The organism is Paraciimarium castrense LEGE 11436 (assembly GCF_056633055.1).
In genome coordinates, this window is sequence record NZ_JBSJOW010000001.1 from 483,034 (window position 1) to 502,806 (window position 19,773).

20 protein-coding genes are annotated in these 19,773 nt (G+C 69.5%); 12 read left to right on the forward strand and 8 right to left on the reverse strand.

Annotation, left to right across the window (positions count from 1 at the left end; genetic code table 11):
• The first annotated feature begins 10 nt into the window (after positions 1-10).
• Positions 11-2,530 carry an oxaloacetate-decarboxylating malate dehydrogenase gene (gene maeA / locus ACWJIO_RS02625; RefSeq protein WP_480311201.1) on the forward strand — a complete coding sequence of 840 codons (2,520 nt, stop codon included), beginning with the start codon at positions 11-13 and terminating at the stop codon, positions 2,528-2,530.
• Here the strand turns inward: maeA and ACWJIO_RS02630 are convergent.
• Together ACWJIO_RS02630 and ACWJIO_RS02635 are read right to left on the reverse strand one after the other, a co-directional pair.
• Positions 2,503-4,536: a glycosyltransferase family 2 protein gene (locus tag ACWJIO_RS02630; RefSeq protein WP_480311202.1), complete on the reverse strand. Its 2,034-nt coding sequence runs from the start codon at positions 4,534-4,536 to the stop codon at positions 2,503-2,505. The genes maeA and ACWJIO_RS02630 overlap by 28 nt on opposite strands.
• Positions 4,537-4,545: 9 nt before the next feature.
• Positions 4,546-5,253, reverse strand: a complete 708-nt coding sequence (locus ACWJIO_RS02635) for a DUF4079 domain-containing protein (RefSeq protein WP_480311203.1) — start codon at positions 5,251-5,253, stop codon at positions 4,546-4,548.
• 114 nt (positions 5,254-5,367) lie between these two features.
• Here ACWJIO_RS02635 and cutA point away from each other — a divergent pair, with 114 nt between their 5' ends.
• The 3 genes from cutA (at position 5,368) to ACWJIO_RS02650 (ending at position 7,259) form a co-directional block, all read left to right on the forward strand.
• Positions 5,368-5,772: a divalent-cation tolerance protein CutA gene (gene cutA / locus ACWJIO_RS02640; protein ID WP_480311204.1), complete on the forward strand. Its 405-nt coding sequence runs from the start codon at positions 5,368-5,370 to the stop codon at positions 5,770-5,772.
• A gap of 52 nt (positions 5,773-5,824) precedes the next feature.
• Entirely contained in the window at positions 5,825-6,004 is a 180-nt protein-coding gene (locus ACWJIO_RS02645) for a hypothetical protein (RefSeq protein ID WP_480311205.1), read from the forward strand.
• A gap of 103 nt (positions 6,005-6,107) precedes the next feature.
• The gene (locus ACWJIO_RS02650; RefSeq protein WP_480311206.1) at positions 6,108-7,259 is read left to right on the forward strand and encodes a DUF819 family protein; all 1,152 of its coding nucleotides are present in this window, start codon (positions 6,108-6,110) and stop codon (positions 7,257-7,259) included.
• Here ACWJIO_RS02650 and ACWJIO_RS02655 read toward each other — a convergent pair.
• On the reverse strand, positions 7,256-8,857 hold the full coding sequence (locus ACWJIO_RS02655; RefSeq protein WP_480311207.1) for an NCS2 family permease: 1,602 nt from the start codon (positions 8,855-8,857) through the stop codon (positions 7,256-7,258). The two genes, ACWJIO_RS02650 and ACWJIO_RS02655, sit on opposite strands and share 4 nt — an antisense overlap.
• A 53-nt stretch (positions 8,858-8,910) precedes the next feature.
• Between ACWJIO_RS02655 and ACWJIO_RS02660 the strand changes: the two genes are divergently transcribed.
• Genes ACWJIO_RS02660 through ACWJIO_RS02670 form a run of 3 tightly spaced genes read left to right on the forward strand, consistent with a single transcriptional unit; the run spans position 8,911 to position 11,527 of the window.
• A complete protein-coding gene (locus ACWJIO_RS02660; RefSeq protein ID WP_480311208.1) occupies positions 8,911-9,894 on the forward strand; it encodes an ABC transporter ATP-binding protein in 984 nt (327 codons plus the stop codon).
• Entirely contained in the window at positions 9,891-10,697 is an 807-nt protein-coding gene (locus ACWJIO_RS02665; protein WP_480311209.1) for an ABC transporter permease, read from the forward strand. The genes ACWJIO_RS02660 and ACWJIO_RS02665 overlap by 4 nt, the downstream gene beginning before the upstream one ends.
• Positions 10,697-11,527, forward strand: a complete 831-nt coding sequence (locus tag ACWJIO_RS02670) for an ABC transporter permease (protein WP_480311211.1) — start codon at positions 10,697-10,699, stop codon at positions 11,525-11,527. Before ACWJIO_RS02665 ends, ACWJIO_RS02670 begins: the two co-directional genes overlap by 1 nt.
• Positions 11,528-11,537: 10 nt before the next feature.
• Here ACWJIO_RS02670 and ACWJIO_RS02675 read toward each other — a convergent pair whose 3' ends face one another.
• Positions 11,538-13,166 carry a glucose-6-phosphate isomerase gene (locus ACWJIO_RS02675; RefSeq protein ID WP_480311212.1) on the reverse strand — a complete coding sequence of 543 codons (1,629 nt, stop codon included), beginning with the start codon at positions 13,164-13,166 and terminating at the stop codon, positions 11,538-11,540.
• A 363-nt stretch (positions 13,167-13,529) separates the two neighbouring features.
• On the opposite strand from ACWJIO_RS02675, the gene ACWJIO_RS02680 reads away from it, so the two are divergent.
• Complete coding sequence (locus tag ACWJIO_RS02680; protein ID WP_480311213.1) at positions 13,530-14,276, forward strand: helicase DnaB; 747 nt, start codon at positions 13,530-13,532, stop codon at positions 14,274-14,276.
• Positions 14,277-14,294: 18 nt separating this feature from the next.
• Here the strand turns inward: ACWJIO_RS02680 and ACWJIO_RS02685 are convergent, their stop codons facing one another.
• The 3 genes from ACWJIO_RS02685 to ACWJIO_RS02695 are packed head-to-tail and all read right to left on the reverse strand — an operon-like array spanning position 14,295 to position 17,310.
• Positions 14,295-15,203 carry an N-acetylmuramoyl-L-alanine amidase gene (locus tag ACWJIO_RS02685; protein WP_480311214.1) on the reverse strand — a complete coding sequence of 303 codons (909 nt, stop codon included), beginning with the start codon at positions 15,201-15,203 and terminating at the stop codon, positions 14,295-14,297.
• Complete coding sequence (locus ACWJIO_RS02690) at positions 15,200-16,954, reverse strand: M61 family metallopeptidase (RefSeq protein ID WP_480311216.1); 1,755 nt, start codon at positions 16,952-16,954, stop codon at positions 15,200-15,202. The genes ACWJIO_RS02685 and ACWJIO_RS02690 overlap by 4 nt, the downstream gene beginning before the upstream one ends.
• An 11-nt stretch (positions 16,955-16,965) precedes the next feature.
• Positions 16,966-17,310 (reverse strand): DUF1257 domain-containing protein, encoded by a 345-nt coding sequence (locus ACWJIO_RS02695; RefSeq protein WP_480311218.1) that lies wholly within the window; start codon positions 17,308-17,310, stop codon positions 16,966-16,968.
• Between the two features lie 7 nt (positions 17,311-17,317).
• Here ACWJIO_RS02695 and purN point away from each other — a divergent pair, with 7 nt between their 5' ends.
• The 4 genes from purN (at position 17,318) to ACWJIO_RS02715 (ending at position 18,708) form a co-directional block, all read left to right on the forward strand.
• Positions 17,318-18,001 carry a phosphoribosylglycinamide formyltransferase gene (purN, locus tag ACWJIO_RS02700; protein ID WP_480311220.1) on the forward strand — a complete coding sequence of 228 codons (684 nt, stop codon included), beginning with the start codon at positions 17,318-17,320 and terminating at the stop codon, positions 17,999-18,001.
• Positions 18,002-18,103: 102 nt separating this feature from the next.
• The gene (locus ACWJIO_RS02705) at positions 18,104-18,274 is read left to right on the forward strand and encodes a hypothetical protein (protein ID WP_480311514.1); all 171 of its coding nucleotides are present in this window, start codon (positions 18,104-18,106) and stop codon (positions 18,272-18,274) included.
• Positions 18,220-18,483: a hypothetical protein gene (locus ACWJIO_RS02710; protein WP_480311222.1), complete on the forward strand. Its 264-nt coding sequence runs from the start codon at positions 18,220-18,222 to the stop codon at positions 18,481-18,483. The genes ACWJIO_RS02705 and ACWJIO_RS02710 overlap by 55 nt, the downstream gene beginning before the upstream one ends.
• Before the next feature lie 36 nt (positions 18,484-18,519).
• Positions 18,520-18,708: a hypothetical protein gene (locus ACWJIO_RS02715; protein ID WP_480311223.1), complete on the forward strand. Its 189-nt coding sequence runs from the start codon at positions 18,520-18,522 to the stop codon at positions 18,706-18,708.
• Here ACWJIO_RS02715 and ACWJIO_RS02720 read toward each other — a convergent pair.
• Positions 18,705-19,739 carry a hypothetical protein gene (locus ACWJIO_RS02720; protein ID WP_480311224.1) on the reverse strand — a complete coding sequence of 345 codons (1,035 nt, stop codon included), beginning with the start codon at positions 19,737-19,739 and terminating at the stop codon, positions 18,705-18,707. The genes ACWJIO_RS02715 and ACWJIO_RS02720 overlap by 4 nt on opposite strands.
• Positions 19,740-19,773: the final 34 nt, after the last annotated feature.

Below are 19,773 nucleotides of genomic sequence, written 5' to 3' on the forward strand. Positions count from 1 at the left end.
CTGCCCCCCCATGTTCTTCCGGATCCACCACACCCTCCACTACCACTACGACCAATCCGTGTTCCTGGAGCCGCACACCCTGCGGCTCACCCCCCGGCAGAGCGCCACGCAGCGGCTGCTGAGCCACACCCTCACAGTGCGGGAACCGCCTGCCGGCAGCACGCCAGTGGAGGAGCCCGGCGGCGCCGACACCACTGAGATCTGGTTCACGGGCCTGCGCCAGGAGCTCTGGATCCACACCACCGCCGTGGTGGAAACGCTGCGCCGCAATCCCTTCGACTGGATCCTCACCGATCCCAGCGCCCAGACCCTGCCCCTGCGCTACCCCCCCGCCACCGCGGCGGCCCTGGCCCCCTTCCTGGGCCAGGCGGAGCCAAGCGTGGCGGCCTGGGCCGCAGAGCTGGCGGCCGAGGCCGGCCAGCGCAGCACGGACCTGCTGCTGTTGCTGGCCGACCGCATCCACCACGGCTTCGAGCACATCGGTCGCTTCGACGGCGAACCGATGGCGCCCGCTGACACCCTGGCCCAGCGCCGCGGCGCCTGCCGTGACACGGCCATGCTCTACGTGGCGGCCTGCCGCAGCCTCGGCCTGGCAGCCCGCTTCGTGAGCGGCTACTCGATGCACCACCCGCCAGAGGTGAGTGAGCACGAGCTGCATGCCTGGGCGGAGGTGTGGATGCCCGGCGGCGGCTGGCGCGCCTACGACCCCAGCCTCGGCCTGGCCGTGGCCGATGGCCACGTCACCCTGGTGACGGCCGCCGATCACCACCTGGCGGCGCCGGTGAGCGGCCACTACCGGGGCACCGGTGTGGGCTCCCGCATGCACTACCGGGTGCGGGTGGAGGCGGGGCCTGATCCCGAGGGATTCCAGCCGCGCCTGGGCCTGGCCGTGCTGGCCGACCCACGGCTGAACCGCGACACTGCCTTCAGCCCGGAGGAGCGGCGCAGCCTGCTGCTGGAGTCCCGGCTGCCCGCGGCGGTGGAGAGCCTCGAGCAGCAGGTGGAACGGGTGTGGCAGGGCTTCGCTGGCCTGCAGGGCAGCCTCGAGCGCTTCACCTACCTGGACCGGCTGCGGCGCAGCAACCGAACCCTCTTCCACGCCTTTCTGCAGGAGCACATCGAGGCGGCCCTGCCCGTGGTGTACACCCCCACCGTGGGGCGGGTGATCCAGGGCTTCAGCCACAGCCACCAGCCGCCCGATCTGGGCGCCTACCTCACGCCGGAGATGGAACCGCGGCTGCCCGAGCTGCTGCGCCAGGCCGCCGAAGGCCCGGTGGATCTGATGCTGATCACCGATGCGGAAGGAATCCTGGGGCTGGGCGACCAGGGCGTGGGCGGCATCCACATCTGCCAGGGCAAGCTGGCCGTCTACACCCTCTGCAGCGGCCTCCACCCGGGCCGGGTGCTGGCGGTGGCCCTCGATGTCGGCACCGACAACGCCGCCCTGCTGAACGATCCCCTCTACCTCGGCAGGCGTCAGCCGCGGCTGCGGGGCGAGGCCTACGACCGCTTCCTTGACGCCGTCGTGGCGGCGGCCCAGCAGGTGTTCCCGGGCGTGTTTCTGCACTGGGAGGACTTCGGCAAGCTCCAGGCCCGGCGGGTGCTGGATCGCTACCGCGAGCAGGCCCCCAGCTTCAACGACGACATCCAGGGCACCAGCGGCGTGGCGGCGGCGGCGGTGCTGGCGGCCTGCCGGGGGCTGGGCACCGGTCTGGCCGAGCAGCGCATCGTGATCTTCGGTGCCGGCACAGCCGGCTGCGGCATTGCCGAACGGCTGCTGAGGCTGCTGCAGGCCGCCGGCCTGAGCTCCCTCCAGGCCCGCCAGAGGATCTGGGGCCTCGATCGCCGCGGGCTGATCGTGGCAGCGCCTGGATCAGAAGCCCCCGCCGCCCTGGCCCGGCCTGCCGAGGAAGCGGAGCGCTTCAGCCGCAACAGCCAGGGGCAGATCGGGCTGCTGCAGGTGGTGCAGCAAGTGCGGCCCACCGTGCTGATCGGCACCTCCACCGTGGCCGGCGCCTTCGACCAGGCAGTGGTGGAGGCGATGGCCGCCGGCACCGAGCGCCCCGTGATCCTGCCCCTCTCCAACCCCACCAACCTGGCCGAGGCCAGCCCCGCCGATCTGCTCGCCTGGAGTGGCGGCAGGGCCCTGGTGGCCACCGGCAGCCCCTTCGCCCCGGTGCCCTGGGACGGCCAGGAGCGCGTGATCGGGCAGTGCAACAACTGCTTCCTCTACCCCGGCCTGGGCTTTGCCTGTGTGGCCGTGGGCGCGACCCGGGTGAGTGAGGCCATGATCGATGCGGCCCTGGAAGCCCTGGCGGCCACCATTCCCGCCGCCCGGGATCCGCTGGAGCCGCTGATGCCACCCCTCACCCGGGTGCAGGCCGTGTCCCGAGCGGTGGCGGAGGCGGTGGCCCTGATGGCCGTGCAGCAGGGGCTGGCGGAGCGGGCCAGCACGCCGGCCGAGGCGCTCCAGTGTCTCGATGCAGCCCGGTGGGAGCCCCGTTACACCGCCAGCTCGGCCGTGGGGTAGGCCCGTGGCGGCACCAGCCGCTGGGACCGGGCGGGGGCGGTCAGCTGGATCGGCACCAGGCTGCGCCGGAACCAGTCGTCGGGGGGAATAGGGCTGAGCAGACGGCCCAGCACCGCCAGCAGGGCCAGTGGCTCAAACGGCGCCCGCCGGTGGGGCCAGAGGCCGCTCTGGCGGTAGAGCCGCTGCTGCAGGGTCCGCTGCTGGTGGGGACTGAGGCCCGCCCAGAGGGCGCCGAGCCGGCCGCCCCGCCGCGCCACCAGCTGCAGGGGCCAGCACTCCTGGCCCCAGGTGAGCTGCAGCAGCGCGGCAGGGCCAGCCAGGGGGAGCGCCACCTGGCCAGCCTGGCGAGAGCCAGGGGCCAGGGCGAGCTCCACCCCCTCCTCGCTGATCGCCCGCAACAGCACCGGCCGGCCGTCCAGCCGCGCCGGTTCGCGCACGGCGAACCAGGGCAGGGCGGAACGACGCGGGCGATCCCAGCAGCAGCGCAGGGCCAGCAGCAAGAGCAGAGCATTGATCAGGCTCCAGCTCACCCCCAGACCCAGGCTGGCGGGGGTGGTCGGCGCCAGCGCCGGCCGACTCGGATCCTGCGCCCAGCCGAAGAGGTTGAGCAAGGCCAGCAGCTGCACCAGCAGCAGCGCCAGCAGCGGCAGCCAGAGGCGGGGGTCGGCGGCCTGCCTGCCGCCCGGGGCCAGGGCCTTGGGCGTCACCTGGAAGCGCAACGGGCGCCGCAGGGCCCAGCGGCAGATCGTGGCCACCAGAGGGATCAGCACGATCCAGCGGTAGAGCTCAGGCAGCAGGCCGGTGCGGGCCTGGTCGCTGAACCAGCGGGCCAGCAGCAGCTGGGCGCCAAAGAAGGGCAGGGCATAGCGCAGCAGTCCTGCGCCGGTGATCTGCAGGGGCAGCACGCCCAGCACGCCGATCATCAGCGGCATCAGAGCCAGCAGCAGCTGCGGCAAGGCGTTGAACCAGTGCAGGATGCCCTCCAGGAAGGCAAGCCGCTGCAGGGGGTTGAGCCCTTCGATGCGAAGCGGGCTGGCCCCGGTGCGCAGGGTCTGCAGGGTGCCGCTGGCCCAGCGACAGCGTTGGCGCACCAGGGCCGATGCCGTGAGTGGGGCCAGCCCGGCGCTCAGCTTTTCGGGCAGGTACACGCACTCTCCACCTGCCGCCGTGAGCCGGATTCCGGTGGCCAGGTCCTCCGAGGAGGTGCCGGTGTCGAAGCCCCCCACCGCCAGCAGGGCCGAACGGCGCACCAGGAACGACGTGCCGGCGCACACCACCGCGCCGACGCCCTGGCGCACCGGTTCGATCCAGCGGTAGAAGCTCTCCTCGTCGGGCATCAGCCAGCGCTCCAGCCGCAGGTTGCGGATCACCGGATCGGCGCTCATGTAGGTCTGGGGTGACTGCACCAGCGCCACCCGGGGCTCATCGAACAGCCCCACGCTGCGCAGCAGGAATGTGTTGAGCGGCACCACGTCGGCATCGAACACGGCGATCAGCTCACCCTGCAGCAGGGGCAGCACATGGTTGAGGTTGCCGGCCTTGGCATGCTCGCGGCCGGCGCGGGAGCTGTAGCGGCAGCCCAGGCGCCGGCAGAGCTCCTGCAGCTCAGGACGAGCGGCGTCATCCAGAAGCCACACCTCGGCCCGGGGGTAGGTGAGCGCCAGACAGCCCCGCAGGCAGCGCTCCACCAGCTCCAGCGGTTCGCCGAAGGTGGGAATCAGCACATCCACCCAGGGCAGGGGCACCGAGACAGAACCCGCCGGTTCCAACCGCCGCTGCACCCGGGCGGCCGCCCGTTCCGCCCGAGGGGCGATGCGCGGATCAGGGGCGAGGCTGAAGGCGAGCTGCAGGAAGCTGTGGGCCAGCAACCAGGTTTCGGCGAGCAGCACCAGCACACTCATTGAGGTGCTGAGCCAGTCGTCCAGCACCAGGGTGCTGGTGAGGCGCCACCACCAGTAACGGCCGGCCAGCAGAGCCAGCAGGGCCACGGCCCAGGGAAGGCGCATCAGAACACGTCAGGGCTGGGGCGCCGGAGCTGGCGCCGGCGGTGGGCACACCTTGTTGGTGAAGTCGCAGGCGTAGACAACCGACTTCTGCCAGCTGAGCGGAATCTCCAGCAGATCCCGCGGGCCGCTGATGCCCTGGGCCACGAAGATCAGTGCCGCGATCACATTGGCCGTGATGTGCAGCCGCCGCCAGCGCAGCTGGCGCAGGATCTCCGGCCGGGCCGCCACCGAGAACAGCATCAGACCGGTGAGCCCCATGCCACCCCAGAAATGGGATTGCCAGAAGGCCGGATCGAGGGGGTTGTCACTGAGGCGCCACACCTCGGGCTGCAGTCCCAGACCAATCACACCAGCCCAGCAGAGCAAAGCGAAGCTGGCCCGGTAGATCGCCTCCTTGGCACGCCAGAGCGCCACCAGCGCCGCCACGGTGCCAGCCAGCACGAGCAGCAACAGGCCGCTGCGGCCAGGGGTGAGCGCCGAAGGCTCCTTGGTGCTGATCACCACCACCATCGCCAGCAGTTCGATGCCCACCACGGCCGCCGCCAACCAGCGGCCGAAGTCCACATGCTCGCCGCCCACGCTGGGCGGCAGCTTCAGCTTCTGCACGCGACGCTGGCGGGTCTGCTGGGCCAGGCGCAGCACAAGACCAAGCAGGGGGTACACGAGCACCACCGCCAGGGCGGGATGCAACACCCAGAGCCAGTCCGTGGTTGTCATGGGCGTAAGGGCGCGGGGCCGGCTCTGCTTGTGAACTACAAGTTAGGAACGAGATCGGATTGGCCACGATCGTCACCGCCTGCTGACGCAGGCTCGATGCTGGACCCCATGGACATGGATCAACACCTGCTCAGCGTCCACACCAGCGTGGCCACCATGGAAGACGCCAGACGGCTGGCCCGCCGGGTGGTGAGCGCGGGTCTGGCGGCCTGCGCCCAGTTGCAGACGATCGAAAGCCTCTACATCTGGAAGGGGGAGCTGATGGAGGAGCCGGAGATCGGCATCAGCTTCAAGACCACGCAGCATCGGCGGCGGGCCCTCATGCAGGTGATCCGGGAGGGGCACCCCTACGAGGTGCCGGAAATCTCCACCACCCTGCTGCAGGATATCGAGCCCGCCTATCGGCGCTGGCTGATTGAGCAAGTCAAGCGACCGGCGGGGCCGGAGCCGGTGCAAGGGCAGCAGCCTGAGGACTGGCTTGAGGATCCGGGCCCATCCAATCCCGTCGGCGAAAGGTAGTCATGACTACAGGCGCGCAAACCGCAGCCTGAACTCCCTCGCAGATCAACTCATGACAACTCTTCTCCAGTCCCTCGCCCTGGCGGTGGTCTTGGCCGGCTCCTTCGGCGGCCTGGCCCAGGCTGAGCAGCGCGGTGGCCCCCATTCCGGTGGCTACCGCCCGCTCTCGCCAGCGGAGCACGCGCAGATGAAGGATGACTGCACTGCCCCCAGCGCCCCCTGCGGCTGGTGATCCCAGCCTCAGGCCAGCACGGCTGAGCTGAACCGGCATTGCACTCCGCGTCAGCCCGGCCTTCACTGGATCCGGCCAGAAACCGCGGCTCCTGGCCGTTGCCATGCTGCTCTCGCTGCTGCTGATCGCCCTGCTCACCGGGGCTGGCTGGTGGCTGGCCGAGGCCACCGCGATCGGCCGCCAGCTGGGCACCACCCTGTTGGTGCTGTTTCTGGGCCTGCTCACCACCAACCTCTTCGGCTGGAAGGCCGATGCGGCAGCCGAAGCCGTGGTGACCGGGCCGCTCACCTCTCTCGCCATCGCCCTGTTGCTGCTGGCGGTGGATCTGCGCCGGGTGTGGCCCGGGGCGCAGCGGCTGCTGCAGCCCTTCGCCGCATCGGTTATCGCTGCGGTGCTGGGCACCGGCCTGGGGGCATGGCTGCTGGGCTGGCGGCTCGGTGCCGATCTGCCGGCCCTCAGCGGCCTGTTCACGGCCACCTTCAGCGGCGGCAGCCTCAACTTCGTTTCCGTCGCCCGTACCCTGCAGCCCCCTGAGGGCCTGGTGCTGGTGGCCACCGCCGCCGACCACGTGGTGTTCAGCCTCTGGTTTCTGATCAGCCTGGTCCTGGGACGCCGCCACAGACCCAAGCCAGCAGAATCCCTCAGCGCCACAGCCGATCCCGAGCCAGCGGCCTGCCCTGAACAGATCGCCAGCTCCGCAACCTGGGACCCCGCCAGTGGCCGCCCCCGAGACCTGCTCTGCCGCGCCGGAGGTGTTGCCCTGCTCTGGGGGGTGGTGATCGTGGTGATCAGCGATGCGGCCACGGGCGCGCTGCAGAACTGGTGGCCCGGCGCCCCCGGCATCCTGGTGCTCACCACCATCGCCCTGGTGGCGGCCCAGCTGCCGGCCCTGTCCCGTGTGCGGCTCAGCTATCCTCTCGGGTTGCTCTTGATCCAACCCTTCTTCACCGTGATCGGTCTCAATTCACCGGTGCAGGGCCTGCTGGGGGAAGGCCGCTGGGTGTTCGCCCTGGCCAGCCTGATCGTGGCGGTGCAGGCGGTGGTTGTGCTGCTGCTGGGCCACTGGCGGCGCAGGGGCCTGGCCGACAGCCTCGTGGGCTGCCAGGCCGCCGTGGGTGGACCCAGCACCGCCCTGGCGCTCGCCGGCGCCCTCCACCGCCCCGATCTGGCTCTGCCGAGCGTGGCCATTGGCCTGCTGGGGTATGTGGTGGGCACCTACCTGGGGCTGGTGGTGGCCGGCGTGCTGGCGGGCTAGGTGTTCGGCTGCTGCCGGCTCAGCCCCTGCCGTCGCTGCCACCAGGCCGTGCCCAGCAGGATCAGGGCCATCGCCGCGTAGCCGGAGGCCCAGCGTGCCCCCACCCCCCAGCCAAGCTGCAGCACGGTGTCGGCCTGGTCGAAGCGCCAGGCGTGGATCAGCCCGAACCAGGACGCCAGCGTCGCCACAGCGGCGCAGAGAGCTGCCGCCAGAAAGCGCTGCTCGATCACATACACCAGCAACGCCGACAGCAACATCGCCGTGATGATCACGCCCTGCTCCAGGGCAAAGGCACCCGTGGCCCACACATCAGCCCGCTGCAGGGGTTCCAGCAAGGCCGGCGCGAAGGGCGCCGCCGCCGATCCCGCTCCGCCGGCCCGCAGGCCGGCCTTCAGCATCAGCGCCCCCCAGCCCGCCAGGCCTGGCAGCAGGCCCAGCACCACCGCCGGGGCATGGTGGCGCGGTGTGGCCTCGAAGGCCTGGGCCGCCATCACCACGCCGAGGTAGAGCACGATCGCCATGCCCGCCTCGATCGGCACCGCCAGGGCGATCACCCCGAAGCCCCCCAGCAGGCAGATGGCCGCCATCAGCAGGCCATTCACCCAGGAGTAGCCGAGACGGGCGCCCATCGCCTTCCAGCCCGGATGGCCGATGTAGAGGGTGGTGGGGAAGCAGGACCCGAACAGGGCCGCCACCACCGTGCCGATGCCGTTGATCAGCAGCGACTCGCGCACGGGATAGCGATCACCGGCGGCCTCAGCGCTCTCGAGGTTCTGCAGGGAACCGATCACGTTGAACAGCCCCATCGGCACGATCACCCCCAGCCAGGGCAGCAGCTCACCGCGGGCTTGCCACAGGCCCCCCAACTGCAGGGCAGGCAGCCGCAGCCCCAGCTGGGCCGTGGCCTGGCTCCAACTGAGCGGGTCAATGCGCAGCAGCCCACTGCTCCAGGCCAGGGCCATGCCGAGCAGCACGGCCACCAGCCCACCGGGCAGGGGCAGCCGCACCCGGCCGAAGTACACCACCAGGATCACCGCCAGCACCGCCAGGCCCACCAGCGGCTGGGCGTAGGTGCGCAGCAGGAACCCCAGGGCGATGTAACCGAGGGCGATGCCGGCCAGGGTGGAGAGCAGGGCCGCCCGCGGCAACCAGCGCCGCAGCAGGTGGGCCACAAACGAGCCCCCCGTTTCGATCAGCCCCGAACCGAGGCAGGCCATCATCCCCGCCTGCCAGGAGAGGCTCACCGCCTCGGCCTCGGCCAGGCCAGCCGCCAGGCCGGCCAGTTTCACCGGCAGCATCACCAGGAACACGTAGGCGAACAGGCTCACCGTATTGATGCCGTAGGGCAGGGCGGTGCGATCGCCCCGGCCATCCCGTTGGTCGAGGCGGTAGGCCTGGCGGGCATAGGCCAGGTTGCCGAGCACCAGGCTGAGGCCGGTGGCAGGCAGCACCGTGCCGAACAGCAGGGCATCGGGATAGCCCAGCAACCCCCGGCACAGGGAGAGGATCAGCAGGATCTGGATCAGGTTGTCGAGCGCCAGGCCCAACAGACCGTCGAGATCGCCCCTCACCCACCAGCGCGGCTTGATCGGGGCCATGGCAACCGGGACGGCAGGGCCCCCAGAATGCCGACCGGTTCGGAGGCGCGGTGATGCCGATCATCGACGTGCGCCAGTTGAGGAAGCACTACCGGGTGGCCGAGAAGCGCCCGGGCCTGCGGGGCACCCTCGAGCACCTGGTGCGAAGGCGCCACAGGGAGGTACCTGCCGTGCAGGGGGTGAGCTTCCAGATCGAGCCCGGCGAGATGGTGGGCTTCCTGGGCCCGAACGGCGCCGGCAAGACCACCACCCTCAAGATGCTCACCGGCCTGATCCACCCCAGCGGCGGTTCCGTGCAGGTGGCGGGCTGTGTGCCGTTCCAGCGCCAGGAGCGGTTCCTGCAGCAGATCACCCTGGTGATGGGCAACCGCCAGCAGCTGATCTGGGATCTGCCTGCCCTGGACAGCTTCCGCGTCAATGCCGCCGTCTACGGCATCGATGACAGCACCGCCGAGCGCCGCGTCGCTGAGCTGGCCGAGATGCTGGAGCTGGGCAGCGAACTGCGCCGCCCGGTGCGCAAGCTCTCCCTGGGGCAGCGCATGAAGGCCGAGCTGCTGGCCGCGCTGCTGCACCGGCCGGCCGTGCTCTTCCTCGATGAGCCCACTCTGGGCCTCGATGTGAACGCCCAGGCCCGGGTGCGGGAGTTCCTCGCCGACTACAACCGCCGCACCGGTGCCACGGTGCTGCTCACCAGCCACGACATGGGTGACATCACGGCGCTGTGTCCGCGGGTGCTGCTGATTCACCAGGGCCGGCTGTTCCACGACGGCTCATTGGAGCGGCTCACCCAGGACCTTGCCCCCCACCGCCAGGTGCGCCTGGAGCTGCAGCAGCTGCAGCCGGCCGGCTGCTTCGAGGCCTACGGCCTCGTGGACGAGCACCAGGGCCACCACGTGCGGCTACGCATTCCGCGCCAGCAGCTCACCGAACAGGTGGCCGCCCTGCTCAGCCGCTTCGCGGTGAGCGATCTGGAGGTGGGCGACCCGCCGATCGACGAGCTGATCGGCGGGCTGTTCCGCCGCGAGGCCGGCCGATGAGCGGCCCATGGCGCCCGCGGCAGGCCTGGCGCATTGCCTGGACCCTGCTGGTGACCCAGTACGCCTACATGCTCGAGTACCGGGCCGAAATCGCCCTCTGGGCCCTCTCGGGCGTGTTGCCGCTGATCATGCTGGGGGTGTGGAGCGGCGCGGAGGCCAGTGGCGCCTCGGGGCTGGATCCCATCCAGCTGCGCCGCTATTTCCTGGCCGCCTTTCTGGTGCGCCAGTTCAGCGTGGTGTGGCTGATCCACGTGTTCGAGGAAGACACCCTGCAGGGCAAGCTGTCGCCCCTGCTGCTGCAACCCCTGCTGCCGTTGTGGCGCTATCTGGCCGCCCACGTGGCCGAGCAGGGCACCCGGGTGCCATTCGTGGCCCTGATGCTGCTGCCCCTGGCCCTGCTGCTGCCAGGCGGGCTGTGGCTGCCTCCGGCGCCGCAGTTGCTGCTCGGCCTGCTGGCGATCGGGGCCGCCTTCCTGCTGCGCTTCCTGCTGCAGACCGTGGTGGCGATGGCCTGCTTCTGGACCGAGCGCGCCGCCGCCCTGGATCGGCTGCTGCTGATTCCCTACCTGTTCCTCTCCGGCCTGGTGGCCCCCCTCGACAGCTTCCCTCCGGGCCTGCGACGGCTGGCCCTCGCCACCCCGTTCCCCTGGATGGTCGACTTCCCGGCCCGACTGCTGGCGGGGTTGCCGGTGTCGGCGCCGCTGGGCTTCGCCACCATTGCCGCCTGGTGCGCCCTGTTGCTGCCGATCGCCGCCTTCCTCTGGCACCGGGGATTGAGGCGTTACTCCTCCATGGGGGCCTGATGACGACACCCCTGCTCCCCTCCAGGCTCGGGCGCTACTGGCGCAGCCTGGGCCGCTTCTGGGCCACGGCCCTGAGCGCCGAGCTCGAATACCCGGCCAACTTCTGGATCGAGGCCCTCTCGGTGCTCGGCAACCTGGCCGGCAGTGTGTTCGTGCTGGGGCTGCTGTTCGGAGGGCCGCAGCGGCAGAGCACCGCCAACCTGGGCGGCTGGAGCTGGGATGAGGCCCTGGTGGTGCTGGGCCTCTACACCGTGCTGGATGGCTTCACCACCAGCCTGCTGCAGCCCAACCTGAGCCGCATCGTGGGGCATGTGCAGAACGGCAGCCTCGACTTCGTGCTGTTGAAGCCCCTGGACAGCCAGTTCTGGCTCTCCACCCGCATGATCTCGCCCTGGGGGCTACCGGGGATCCTGGCCGGCTTCGCTCTGTGCGGCTGGGCAGCCGCCCGGGCCGGGGCCAGTTGGACTCCCCTGGGGCTGGCCCTCAGTGCCGCCCTGCTGCTGGCCAGCGCCGTGATCCTCTACAGCCTCTGGTTCGTGCTGGCGGCCCTCAGCATCTGGTTCGTGAAGGTGTGGAACGCCACCGAGGTGCTGCGCTACACCCTGGTGGCCGGCCGCTATCCGGTGAGTGCCTACCCCCAGGCCCTGCGGCTGGTGTTCACCTTCGTGCTGCCCGTGGCCTTCCTCACCACGGTGCCGGCCGAGGCGGTGCTCGGGCGAGGAGAGCCCCTGTGGGTGGTGGGCGGCCTGGCCATGGCGACGGCCAGCTTCCTGGGCAGCCGCTGGTTCTGGCGCTACGCCCTGCGCCACTACACCAGCGCCTCCAGTTGATCCTGCTGATTCAGGCGCCAGCCCCGGCCACCACCCCAGCGCCCGCGGTCTGGGCCACCACGAGATCCTCGGGGCTGCCCCAGTCGCCTTCCACGACGTAGCCGGGCTGGTTGGCACAGAGGTGGCGCAGGATCCAGAACAGCGGTTCGGCCGAGGGCACCTCCAGAGCCTGGCGCATCTGCTCGAGGCTGCGGGGCTGGCCATCGGCCAGCAATTCATGCAGGCGGCCCTGCAGCTCCAGGATCGTGGCGGCGGCCAGCTTGCCGGCCTCGACGCCGGGCTGGTTGTAGGCGTTGATGTTCACCAGCTCGCCGTAGAGGCCCACGGCCCGCTCAAACAGGCCCACCAAGGCCCCAAGGCTGCGGGCATCGAAGCGTCGCAGGGTGATCGAGAGGCTCTGGCGGCCGCTCTCCATCAGGGCCGTGCGGGTGCCCTGCAGAAACCCCTCCAGCACATCCCCGGGCCACTCGCCGTTGAGGGCGGGAAGGTCAGCGGGGTCGTCGAGAGCCTCGATGAAGGTCACGAAGAAGTTGTCCACACCATCGCGCAGCTGCTGCACATAGGCGTGCTGATCGGTGGAGCCCTTGTTGCCGTACACGGCGATGCCCTGATTCACCACCTGGCCATCGCGGTCGAGGCGCTTGCCGAGGCTCTCCATCACCAGCTGCTGCAGGTAGCGGCTGAACACGGCCAGGCGGTCGCGGTAGGGCAGCAGCACCATGTCCCGCTGACCGCGGCCATGGCCGGCCACGTGCCAGGCGGCCGCCATCAGGGCCGCAGGGTTCGCCTCCAGCTCGGGGCAGCGGGTGGCCGCATCCATCTGGGCGGCGCCGTCGAGGAAGGCGCGCAGATCGGCACCCACCAGGGCGGCGGGCAGCAGCCCCACGGCGCTGGTGATGCTGGTGCGGCCCCCCACCCAATCGAACATGTCGAAGCGGGCCAGCCACTGCTCCTGAACGGCGAGGCTGTCGAGGCGGCTTCCCACCATCGTCACCGCCACCGCCTGCTGGGGCCAGTGGCCGCCGAGGCTGCCGAGCCGCTCGCGCACCTGCTCCATGGCGATGCGGGGCTCCGGTGTGCCGCCGGACTTGCTCACCACGATCACCAGCGACGTGCGCAACCGCTCCCCGAGGCGGGCCAGGGTGCGGCTGATGCCCTGGGGATCGACGTTGTCGATGAAGTGGAAGGGCAGGCCGCAGCCTTCCTGCTGCAGGGCCTCGATCACCAGCAGGGGGCCGAGGCCGGAGCCGCCGATGCCGATCCAGAGCACGTCGCTGAAGGGCATTCCCCCCGGGGCCTGCTGGGCACCGGAGAGCACTCCGGCCCCGAAGGCCTCGATCTGATCGATCTCGGCGGCAATGTGGTCTGCGGTGGCGGCGTCCGGTGCCAGCTCGGGGGCCCGCAGCCAGTAGTGGCCCACCATCCGCTTCTCGTCAGGATTGGCGATCGCCCCCGCCTCCAGGGCCGTCATCGCCGTGAAAGCCGAGGCGAAACCGGGAGCCAGGCGGCTGAAATCGGCCTGGTTGAGGGCCATCCGACTCACGTCGAGCCAGACCCCCAGCCCATCGTGATACCAGAGCAGGTCACAGAAACGGCTCCACTGGGTGGCGGGGCTGGAGCCATCGAAGTCGGCAGGCATGGAGTCGGCTGGGGTTGCGCCCAGGGGGGCGCCGGGTCTGACGCCCAGAAACTAGGTCTGATCCCGGCGAGTCCCTGTATCAAGTGCCGGCCACAGCACCGTTCTGCACAGAGACCAAAGGCTGGACAGGCTTCTTAAGATGGACTTCGGGTTTGTTGGTGTGCCTGTGCGCTTCTGTGTCTCGAGCCGAATGCGTCCTGCTGAGCAGGCTTCAGCGGCCCAGAGCACTGACCGGGCCGTGATGACGGCCAGGCCACACCAGACCTCCGCCCGGCTGTGACCGGTCTGGCCCTGCCGGCAAAGAGGCCCCTTGGGGGAGGGAGGCGGCTGAGGCGGCCGTTCGGAGTGCTGGTTGCCCTCAGCATGGCCCTGCTGAGTCCTGCCGGCCGCTGGCAGCCCAAGTCCCCGCTGCTGATCGATCCGGGGCTGAGCGGCAGTATCAACACACCCGATGGCGGCGCCCAGGCCGATCCGCTGCAGTTTTCCGCCAGTGAGCTGCAGGAACTGCAGCGGCGTTTCGGCGTGCATGGCCCCCAGCCCCGCCTGGCTCAGCTGTTCACTGAGGGCATCGACCAGTTCGAGCCCCTGCGCAGCCATGCCCTGGGGAGGCTGGAGGAACTGCGGCCTGTGATTCTGAGCGAATCGGCGCGTCACCACATCAATCCGATGTTGGTGACGGCCGTCTTGTTCGATGAAATGCGCCATGCCAAGCCAGGCGAAGACATTCCTCTGGCGGCCCATTCAGGCCTGTTCAGCACCCATGGGCCGGCCCAGCTGGGCCTGGGCGAGATGGTGCACCAGGGGCTCCTGGAGGCCGACGCCTCCCCCGAGCAACTGATTGAGGCGCGTCGCCAGTTGCTCGATCCGGAGCAGAACGTGCGCCTGCTGGTGGGCAAGTTCTCGCGACTCAGCCGCGATCTCGACTTCCCCTCCGGACGCGTGCTCCAGGCCAGTAGCAGTCCTCGGGAGGCCAAGGCCCTGGCCACCCTCGCCTACCTGCACAACGGCAAGCTCGACTATCACCGCCGCATCCTGCGCTCGATGCAGGATCCGGAACTGCATGCGCTGCTCTACGGCCAGCGCCGGCCAGCTCTGTCGCCCCTGATCTGAGTTCAGCTGCGGGACAGTTCAGCTGCGGGCGGTCGTCATAGCAGGGCGGTCGCAGAAGGCCTGCAGGGCAGAGAGCCTTGTCTTCAGGGCCTGCCAGTCGAAGCTGCGGGGATCCATGCGCTCACCACCCAGGTCCACCGCCTGATGGGTGGTGATCTGGTCGGGGGGAATGGGAAAGCGCTCCATCCAGTCGGCCAGCAGCACCGCCAGGGCGTCGTACTGGGCTGGCGTGTAGCCACTGTGGCTGGGTCCGGTGTCCTCGCCATCGAGGGGCGTTTCCAGGCTCACATGCAAGGCGAAGTTGTTCACTGAGCCGCTGAAGTCCGGATTGGTCACCACCCATTGCCCCCGGAAGGCGGAGTTCCCCGCCCCGAAGGCCCGGGAGCTGGGGTCGAGCAGCAGCACCGTCTTGCCATCCAGACCGATCACCGCGTGGTAGCTCACCTGGTCTTCGTCGCGGGGATGGGGGGTGAGGAAGGTGTTGATCGCTGAGCCGATGCCGAAGACCGTTTCATGCAGGATCACCACCCGCGGCGTGGGGTCGAGGGGATTGCCGAAGGCATCGCGGTTGAAGCGGGCGCCGTAGTTGCTGGGGTCGATCCTGAGCCGCAGGGGCGCGGTGCGCAGGCGATCGAGCTGGGCCCTCAGGCGCGGTGAATCCGCTGAACCCGAGCCAGCGCAGGTGCCGTCGGCCAGGGGCGACCTCCAGTCACTGGGGGCGGGGGGGGAGGGGGCGTTGCGCCGCCCGGGCCGGGGGGCCATGGGGGGCGTGCGCACCTCCTCCAGCAGTTCCATCAAGGTGGCCTGGCTGGGGTCTCCCGCCGAGGCGCCCCCCAGCGTGGCGGCGAGCCAGCCGATGCCGGCGAGGAGGAGCACACCCGAGGCCGCGATACCGGCCAGCAGGTAGGGACGCTGGCGCAGGTTCACGGCAGCTCCAGGGACAGCCAGCGGCGGCGGCGATCCAGGGTGGCCTGATCAGCCTCGGCGTCTGACTTCAGTTCCCAGCCTTCGGTGGCGGGCGGGGCCGGGCTGATATGGGTGGCTCTCACCTGGCCATCCCGGGCGTAGAGCAGCGGGATCCCCGCTTCCGCGGCGCCGAGAGCTGCTGCAGGCTCCAGGAATGGGGCCACGTCGTCCGGTTGATGCAGGCGCCAGCCCTTCAGGGCCAGCAATTCATCGCCCACCATCAGTCCAGCCTGTTGCGCAGGAGAGTCCCGCAAAACCCGCTGCAGCGTCAAGCCCCCTGTGCCACTCTGCAGCTGCCACCCCACCCAGGCACCGCTGTGGCTGCGGGGCTGGAGGCTCAGCCCCACATCGGCCAGATAGGCGGCCAGGGGGGGGTCTTCCAGGCCCTCCAGCCAGGCCGGCAACAGGGTCTGGAGGTCTGGAGCCTCGGCCGCGAAGGCCTCCAGCAGATCGGCTTCCCGGTAACCGCGACCCACGCTGCCGAGCTTGCGCCAGAGCTGACGCAGCACCACCGGCAGACCACCGCCCAGGCGGCGCAGGTGCAGATCGAGCACAAGGGCCACCACTGCCCCCTTGAGGTAGTAGCTGATCTGGTTGTTGGGGGCGTCGGCATCGGCGCGGTAGAGCTTCACCCAGGCCTCCTCGCCGCTCTGACGCAAGCTCTGCACGCCCCGGCCGGGGGTCATCAGATAGCGGCTCAGATCGGTGCCGAGGTCGTCGAGCACCTCAGCGGCGCTGCAGAGCCCGGCGCTGTGGGGCAGGAGCTGATCCACGTAGCTGGTGATGCCCTCGGCGAACCAGAGCGTGGGAATCACCACCGCCTGGCCGTAGTCGTAAGGGGTGAGTTCGGCAGGCCGCAGCCGCCGCACGTTCCACTGGTGCAGGTATTCGTGGCCCACCAGCTGCAGCAGCTTGCGGCGGCCCTCCGGCCGGGCCAGGCGCCGGCGGCCGAACTGCAGCACGGTGCTGCTGTCGTGCTCAAGCCCGCCGTAGCCGTTGGCGTTCAGGTGGAGCACGAACAGGTAGGTCTCGGCGGCCGGCCGCTCCACCCCCATCAGGCGGCAGCAGGCCAGGCACACCTGCTCCACATCCGCCAGCCAGCGGGGGGCCGGTGATGGCAGATCCTCGCCGGCCAGGGTGCGGCCCCAGCTCACCCAGCGGTGGGGCACCCCGGCCACACTGAAGTGGTGGCATGGGTGGGGCCCCACCTCCACCGGCGTGTCCACCAACTGATCAAAGCTGCTCGCCTGCCAGCCCCCGGAGGGGCTCTGGGGCAGGGGCACGAAGGCCTGCCACTCCGGCGGCAGCCGCAACTCCAGAGTGTGGGCACTCCAGCGCTCCCCCTCCAGTTCGAGGGCCACGGCGGCCAGGGCCAGGAAGCCGTGGTCGCTGTCGAGGTGGCAGGTGCGCACCGTGAGCTCGGTGGCCAGGATCCGGTAGCGGATCTCCACGGGTTCCAGGCTGGGCAGCTCCACCTGCCAGCGGCTGGTGCCGATGCGGCTCAGGCGGCGGGTCTTGTCGCCCTGCAGCAACTGCAGGCCCTCCAGCTGGCGCACGTAGTCGCGGATCAGATAGGAGCCCGGCGTCCAGGCTGGCAGCGCGAAGCGCAGCTGAGGGCGCTGGGGCGTGTGATGCAGCCGCACCGCCACCAGGTGGCTGCTGGGCTGGCTGAGATCGAGCTGAAAGCGAGGGCAGGCTGGGGCAGGCGACAACACAGGCAACTTCAGGTGCTGACGCTCACCTGGGCCTCGGCAAAGTGGAGGGCAGCGTCCCTGAGGGCCATCCGGGCGGCGTAGGCCCGGGTGAGCCGACCCAACAGCCCCTGCAGGGAGCGGCTGCGGCTGAGGCGCTGCAGATCACCCACCAGGCCCAGGCTGCCGTCGGGCTGGCGGCTCCAGCCCAGGGTTCCACCACCCCTGAGGTGAACCCGCAGCACCACGGCCTGGCGTTCCTCGGCGAAGCCCTGCAGCACACCACCCCACAGGGGCACCAGACCGGCAGCCTCAAGGGTCGCGGCCAGCGTTTCAGGGTCGCGGAACAGGGTTGGCAGGATGGAGAGATGGGACATGAACCCGATGCCCGCTTTGCACGACACTAGCGATGACGGGCCGAGCATCCAGTGGCCATTGCCACCGCACGATCCGCAGGCAGCCCCCACCGGGCAGGCCCTGAGGCTGGGGGTGATGGCCTCAGGCAACGGCAGCAACTTCGAAGCCCTGGTGACGGCCTGCCGTGATGGCCGGTTGCTTGGGGAGGTGAGCCTGCTGGTGGTGAACAACCCCCAGTGCGGCGCCCTGCAGCGGGCCGAGCGTCTGGGCGTGCCTTGCCAGCTGCTCGACCACCGTGTTCACAACAGCCGTGAAGCCCTGGATGCGGCCCTGATCACCGCCTTCCGCCAGGCCCGGGCCGATCTGGTGGTGATGGCGGGCTGGATGCGGATCGTCACCCCCACCCTGATCGCCGCCTTCCCGGACCGCCTGGTGAACATCCATCCCTCCCTCCTGCCCAGCTTTCGGGGCATCGACGCCGTGGGCCAGGCCCTCGCCGCCGGCGTGACCCTCAGCGGCTGCTCGGTGCACCTGGTGAGCGAGGAGGTGGATGCGGGCCGGATCCTGGTCCAGGCCGCGGTGCCTGTGCTGGCCGACGACAGCCGTGAACGGCTCGCCGCCCGGATCCAACGGCAGGAGCACTGCATCCTGCCGCTGGGGGTGCAACTGGCCGCCCGTGCTCTGGCCCTTGAAGAGGGCAGCCGCCGGTGAACCCTCCGAGGCGATGCTGCCGATCAGGACGGCCTTGGTGCACCGATTGGTCGGGAACACCTGATCCGGCAGCATCTCGACGAGGGCAGGAGCCTCGTTCAACTGGCCGCGGATCACGGCATCAGTGAACGCCCCGCCCGCAAGTGGCCGGCACGATTCCGTCCAGGCGGTTTGGCGGCACCGGCGGATCGACGGGGAGTGCGCCGCAGCAGCGGGCCGTGGAGCTCAGGCACCAGCGCTGCATCCTCTGGCAGATCGGCCGACCGCGGCTGAACTGGCTGCGGAACCTCGAGCCCAGAGCGCCGGTGCAGCTCCACCAGTCGGAGCAACCGGGGGACATGATCCATGCCGACATCAAGCGGCTCGCTCGGTTCGAGCGGGTCGGCCACCGGATCACCGGCGACCATCGCAAGGGAAGTTCCCCGAGCGCGGGCTACGAGAAGGTCCACGTGGCGGTGGATGACGCCACCCGCCTGTCGTAGGTCGATGGCTCGCCCAACGAGAAGGGACCGACCACGGTGGGCATCCTGAGCCGGGCGGTGGCCCGGTTCAACAGCCAGGGGATCGAGTGCCGGCGGGTGCTCAGCGACAACCAGCCTGCCTCCAAGTCGCACGGCTGGCGAAAAGCCGCTCAGGTGTTGGGGTTGATGAAGACGATCAGGCCCTACACCCCGGGAACCAACGGCACGGCCGAGCAGTTCATCTAGGCAAGGCCGGACGCGAAGGAGGCAATCCCGTTGCGATCAACCGTGAGCATGCCGCTCAGATAGGGGAAGCGCCCGCCATCGATCCCTTCCAGAGCCTCGAACCCCTGCACGTTGAGGGAGGCGAGTGAGGTGCTGACCTGGGTGGGAGTGATGGTGTACACCCCTTGCGGCAAAACAAGTGTGTCCTGACCAAGGCCACCGTCGATGATTCCATCGTATTCAGGTGGAAACTCAGGTGGAAAATGTGGCCGTGGCGCCGCGAAGCCGGAAAAGCGATCATTCCCTTCGCCGAGACGTAACCAGGATGAATCATCATAGCTAGACATCTGAATACCGCCTTCTACGTCTACCGTATCGTCTCCAGGCCCCATGTCGATGCAGCCTGGATCCATCACCAGACCCCCTTGCACCCGCAGGGAATCGTTGCCTTCGCCCATATCGAGTTTCGACCATCCCCAGACCTGCATGCCATCTGTACTTTCAACCTGGTCATGACCAGCACCCATCAGAACGTCTGTTGCATCAGAAATCCGAAGAGACTGTCCGTTGATACCATCGTTACCACCTCCCATGCTGACGCAGGGACTGTCTCTACCATTGACAAAACCAATGCGCCCTTTTGGGAACCGAATCACGTCAGCGCCAGGCCCCATGGACAGACTTCCTCTCTGGTAGTCAAAGCCATTGACAACCAGTCCCTGCTTCCCAGTGATCACATCGCGTCCAGCTCCCATGCGGATCGGGCCTCTGACCTCCATGCCATAGCGGCTGACGATCTTGTCGTTGCCTCCCAGCAGGCTCACCGATCCCTCGCGGTGGATGAAGAATTTTGGCTGGGCAAACGACCGTTTGGATGCCCGAACACGGTCACTCGCCGAAGTGCCAACGATCCTCCCCTTGAGCTTGCGACTGAGAATGAACTGCTTGCCCATGATGTCCTCCCCGCAAGCGGCCTGGAAGATCGGCTTCTGCCTACAACTCAAAATTAACTGCGGCCTGGGTGAAGCACCCTGCAAACGATGAAAGTTCATCGCCCCATGGCGTTCAGCACAGGGATCAACCAGG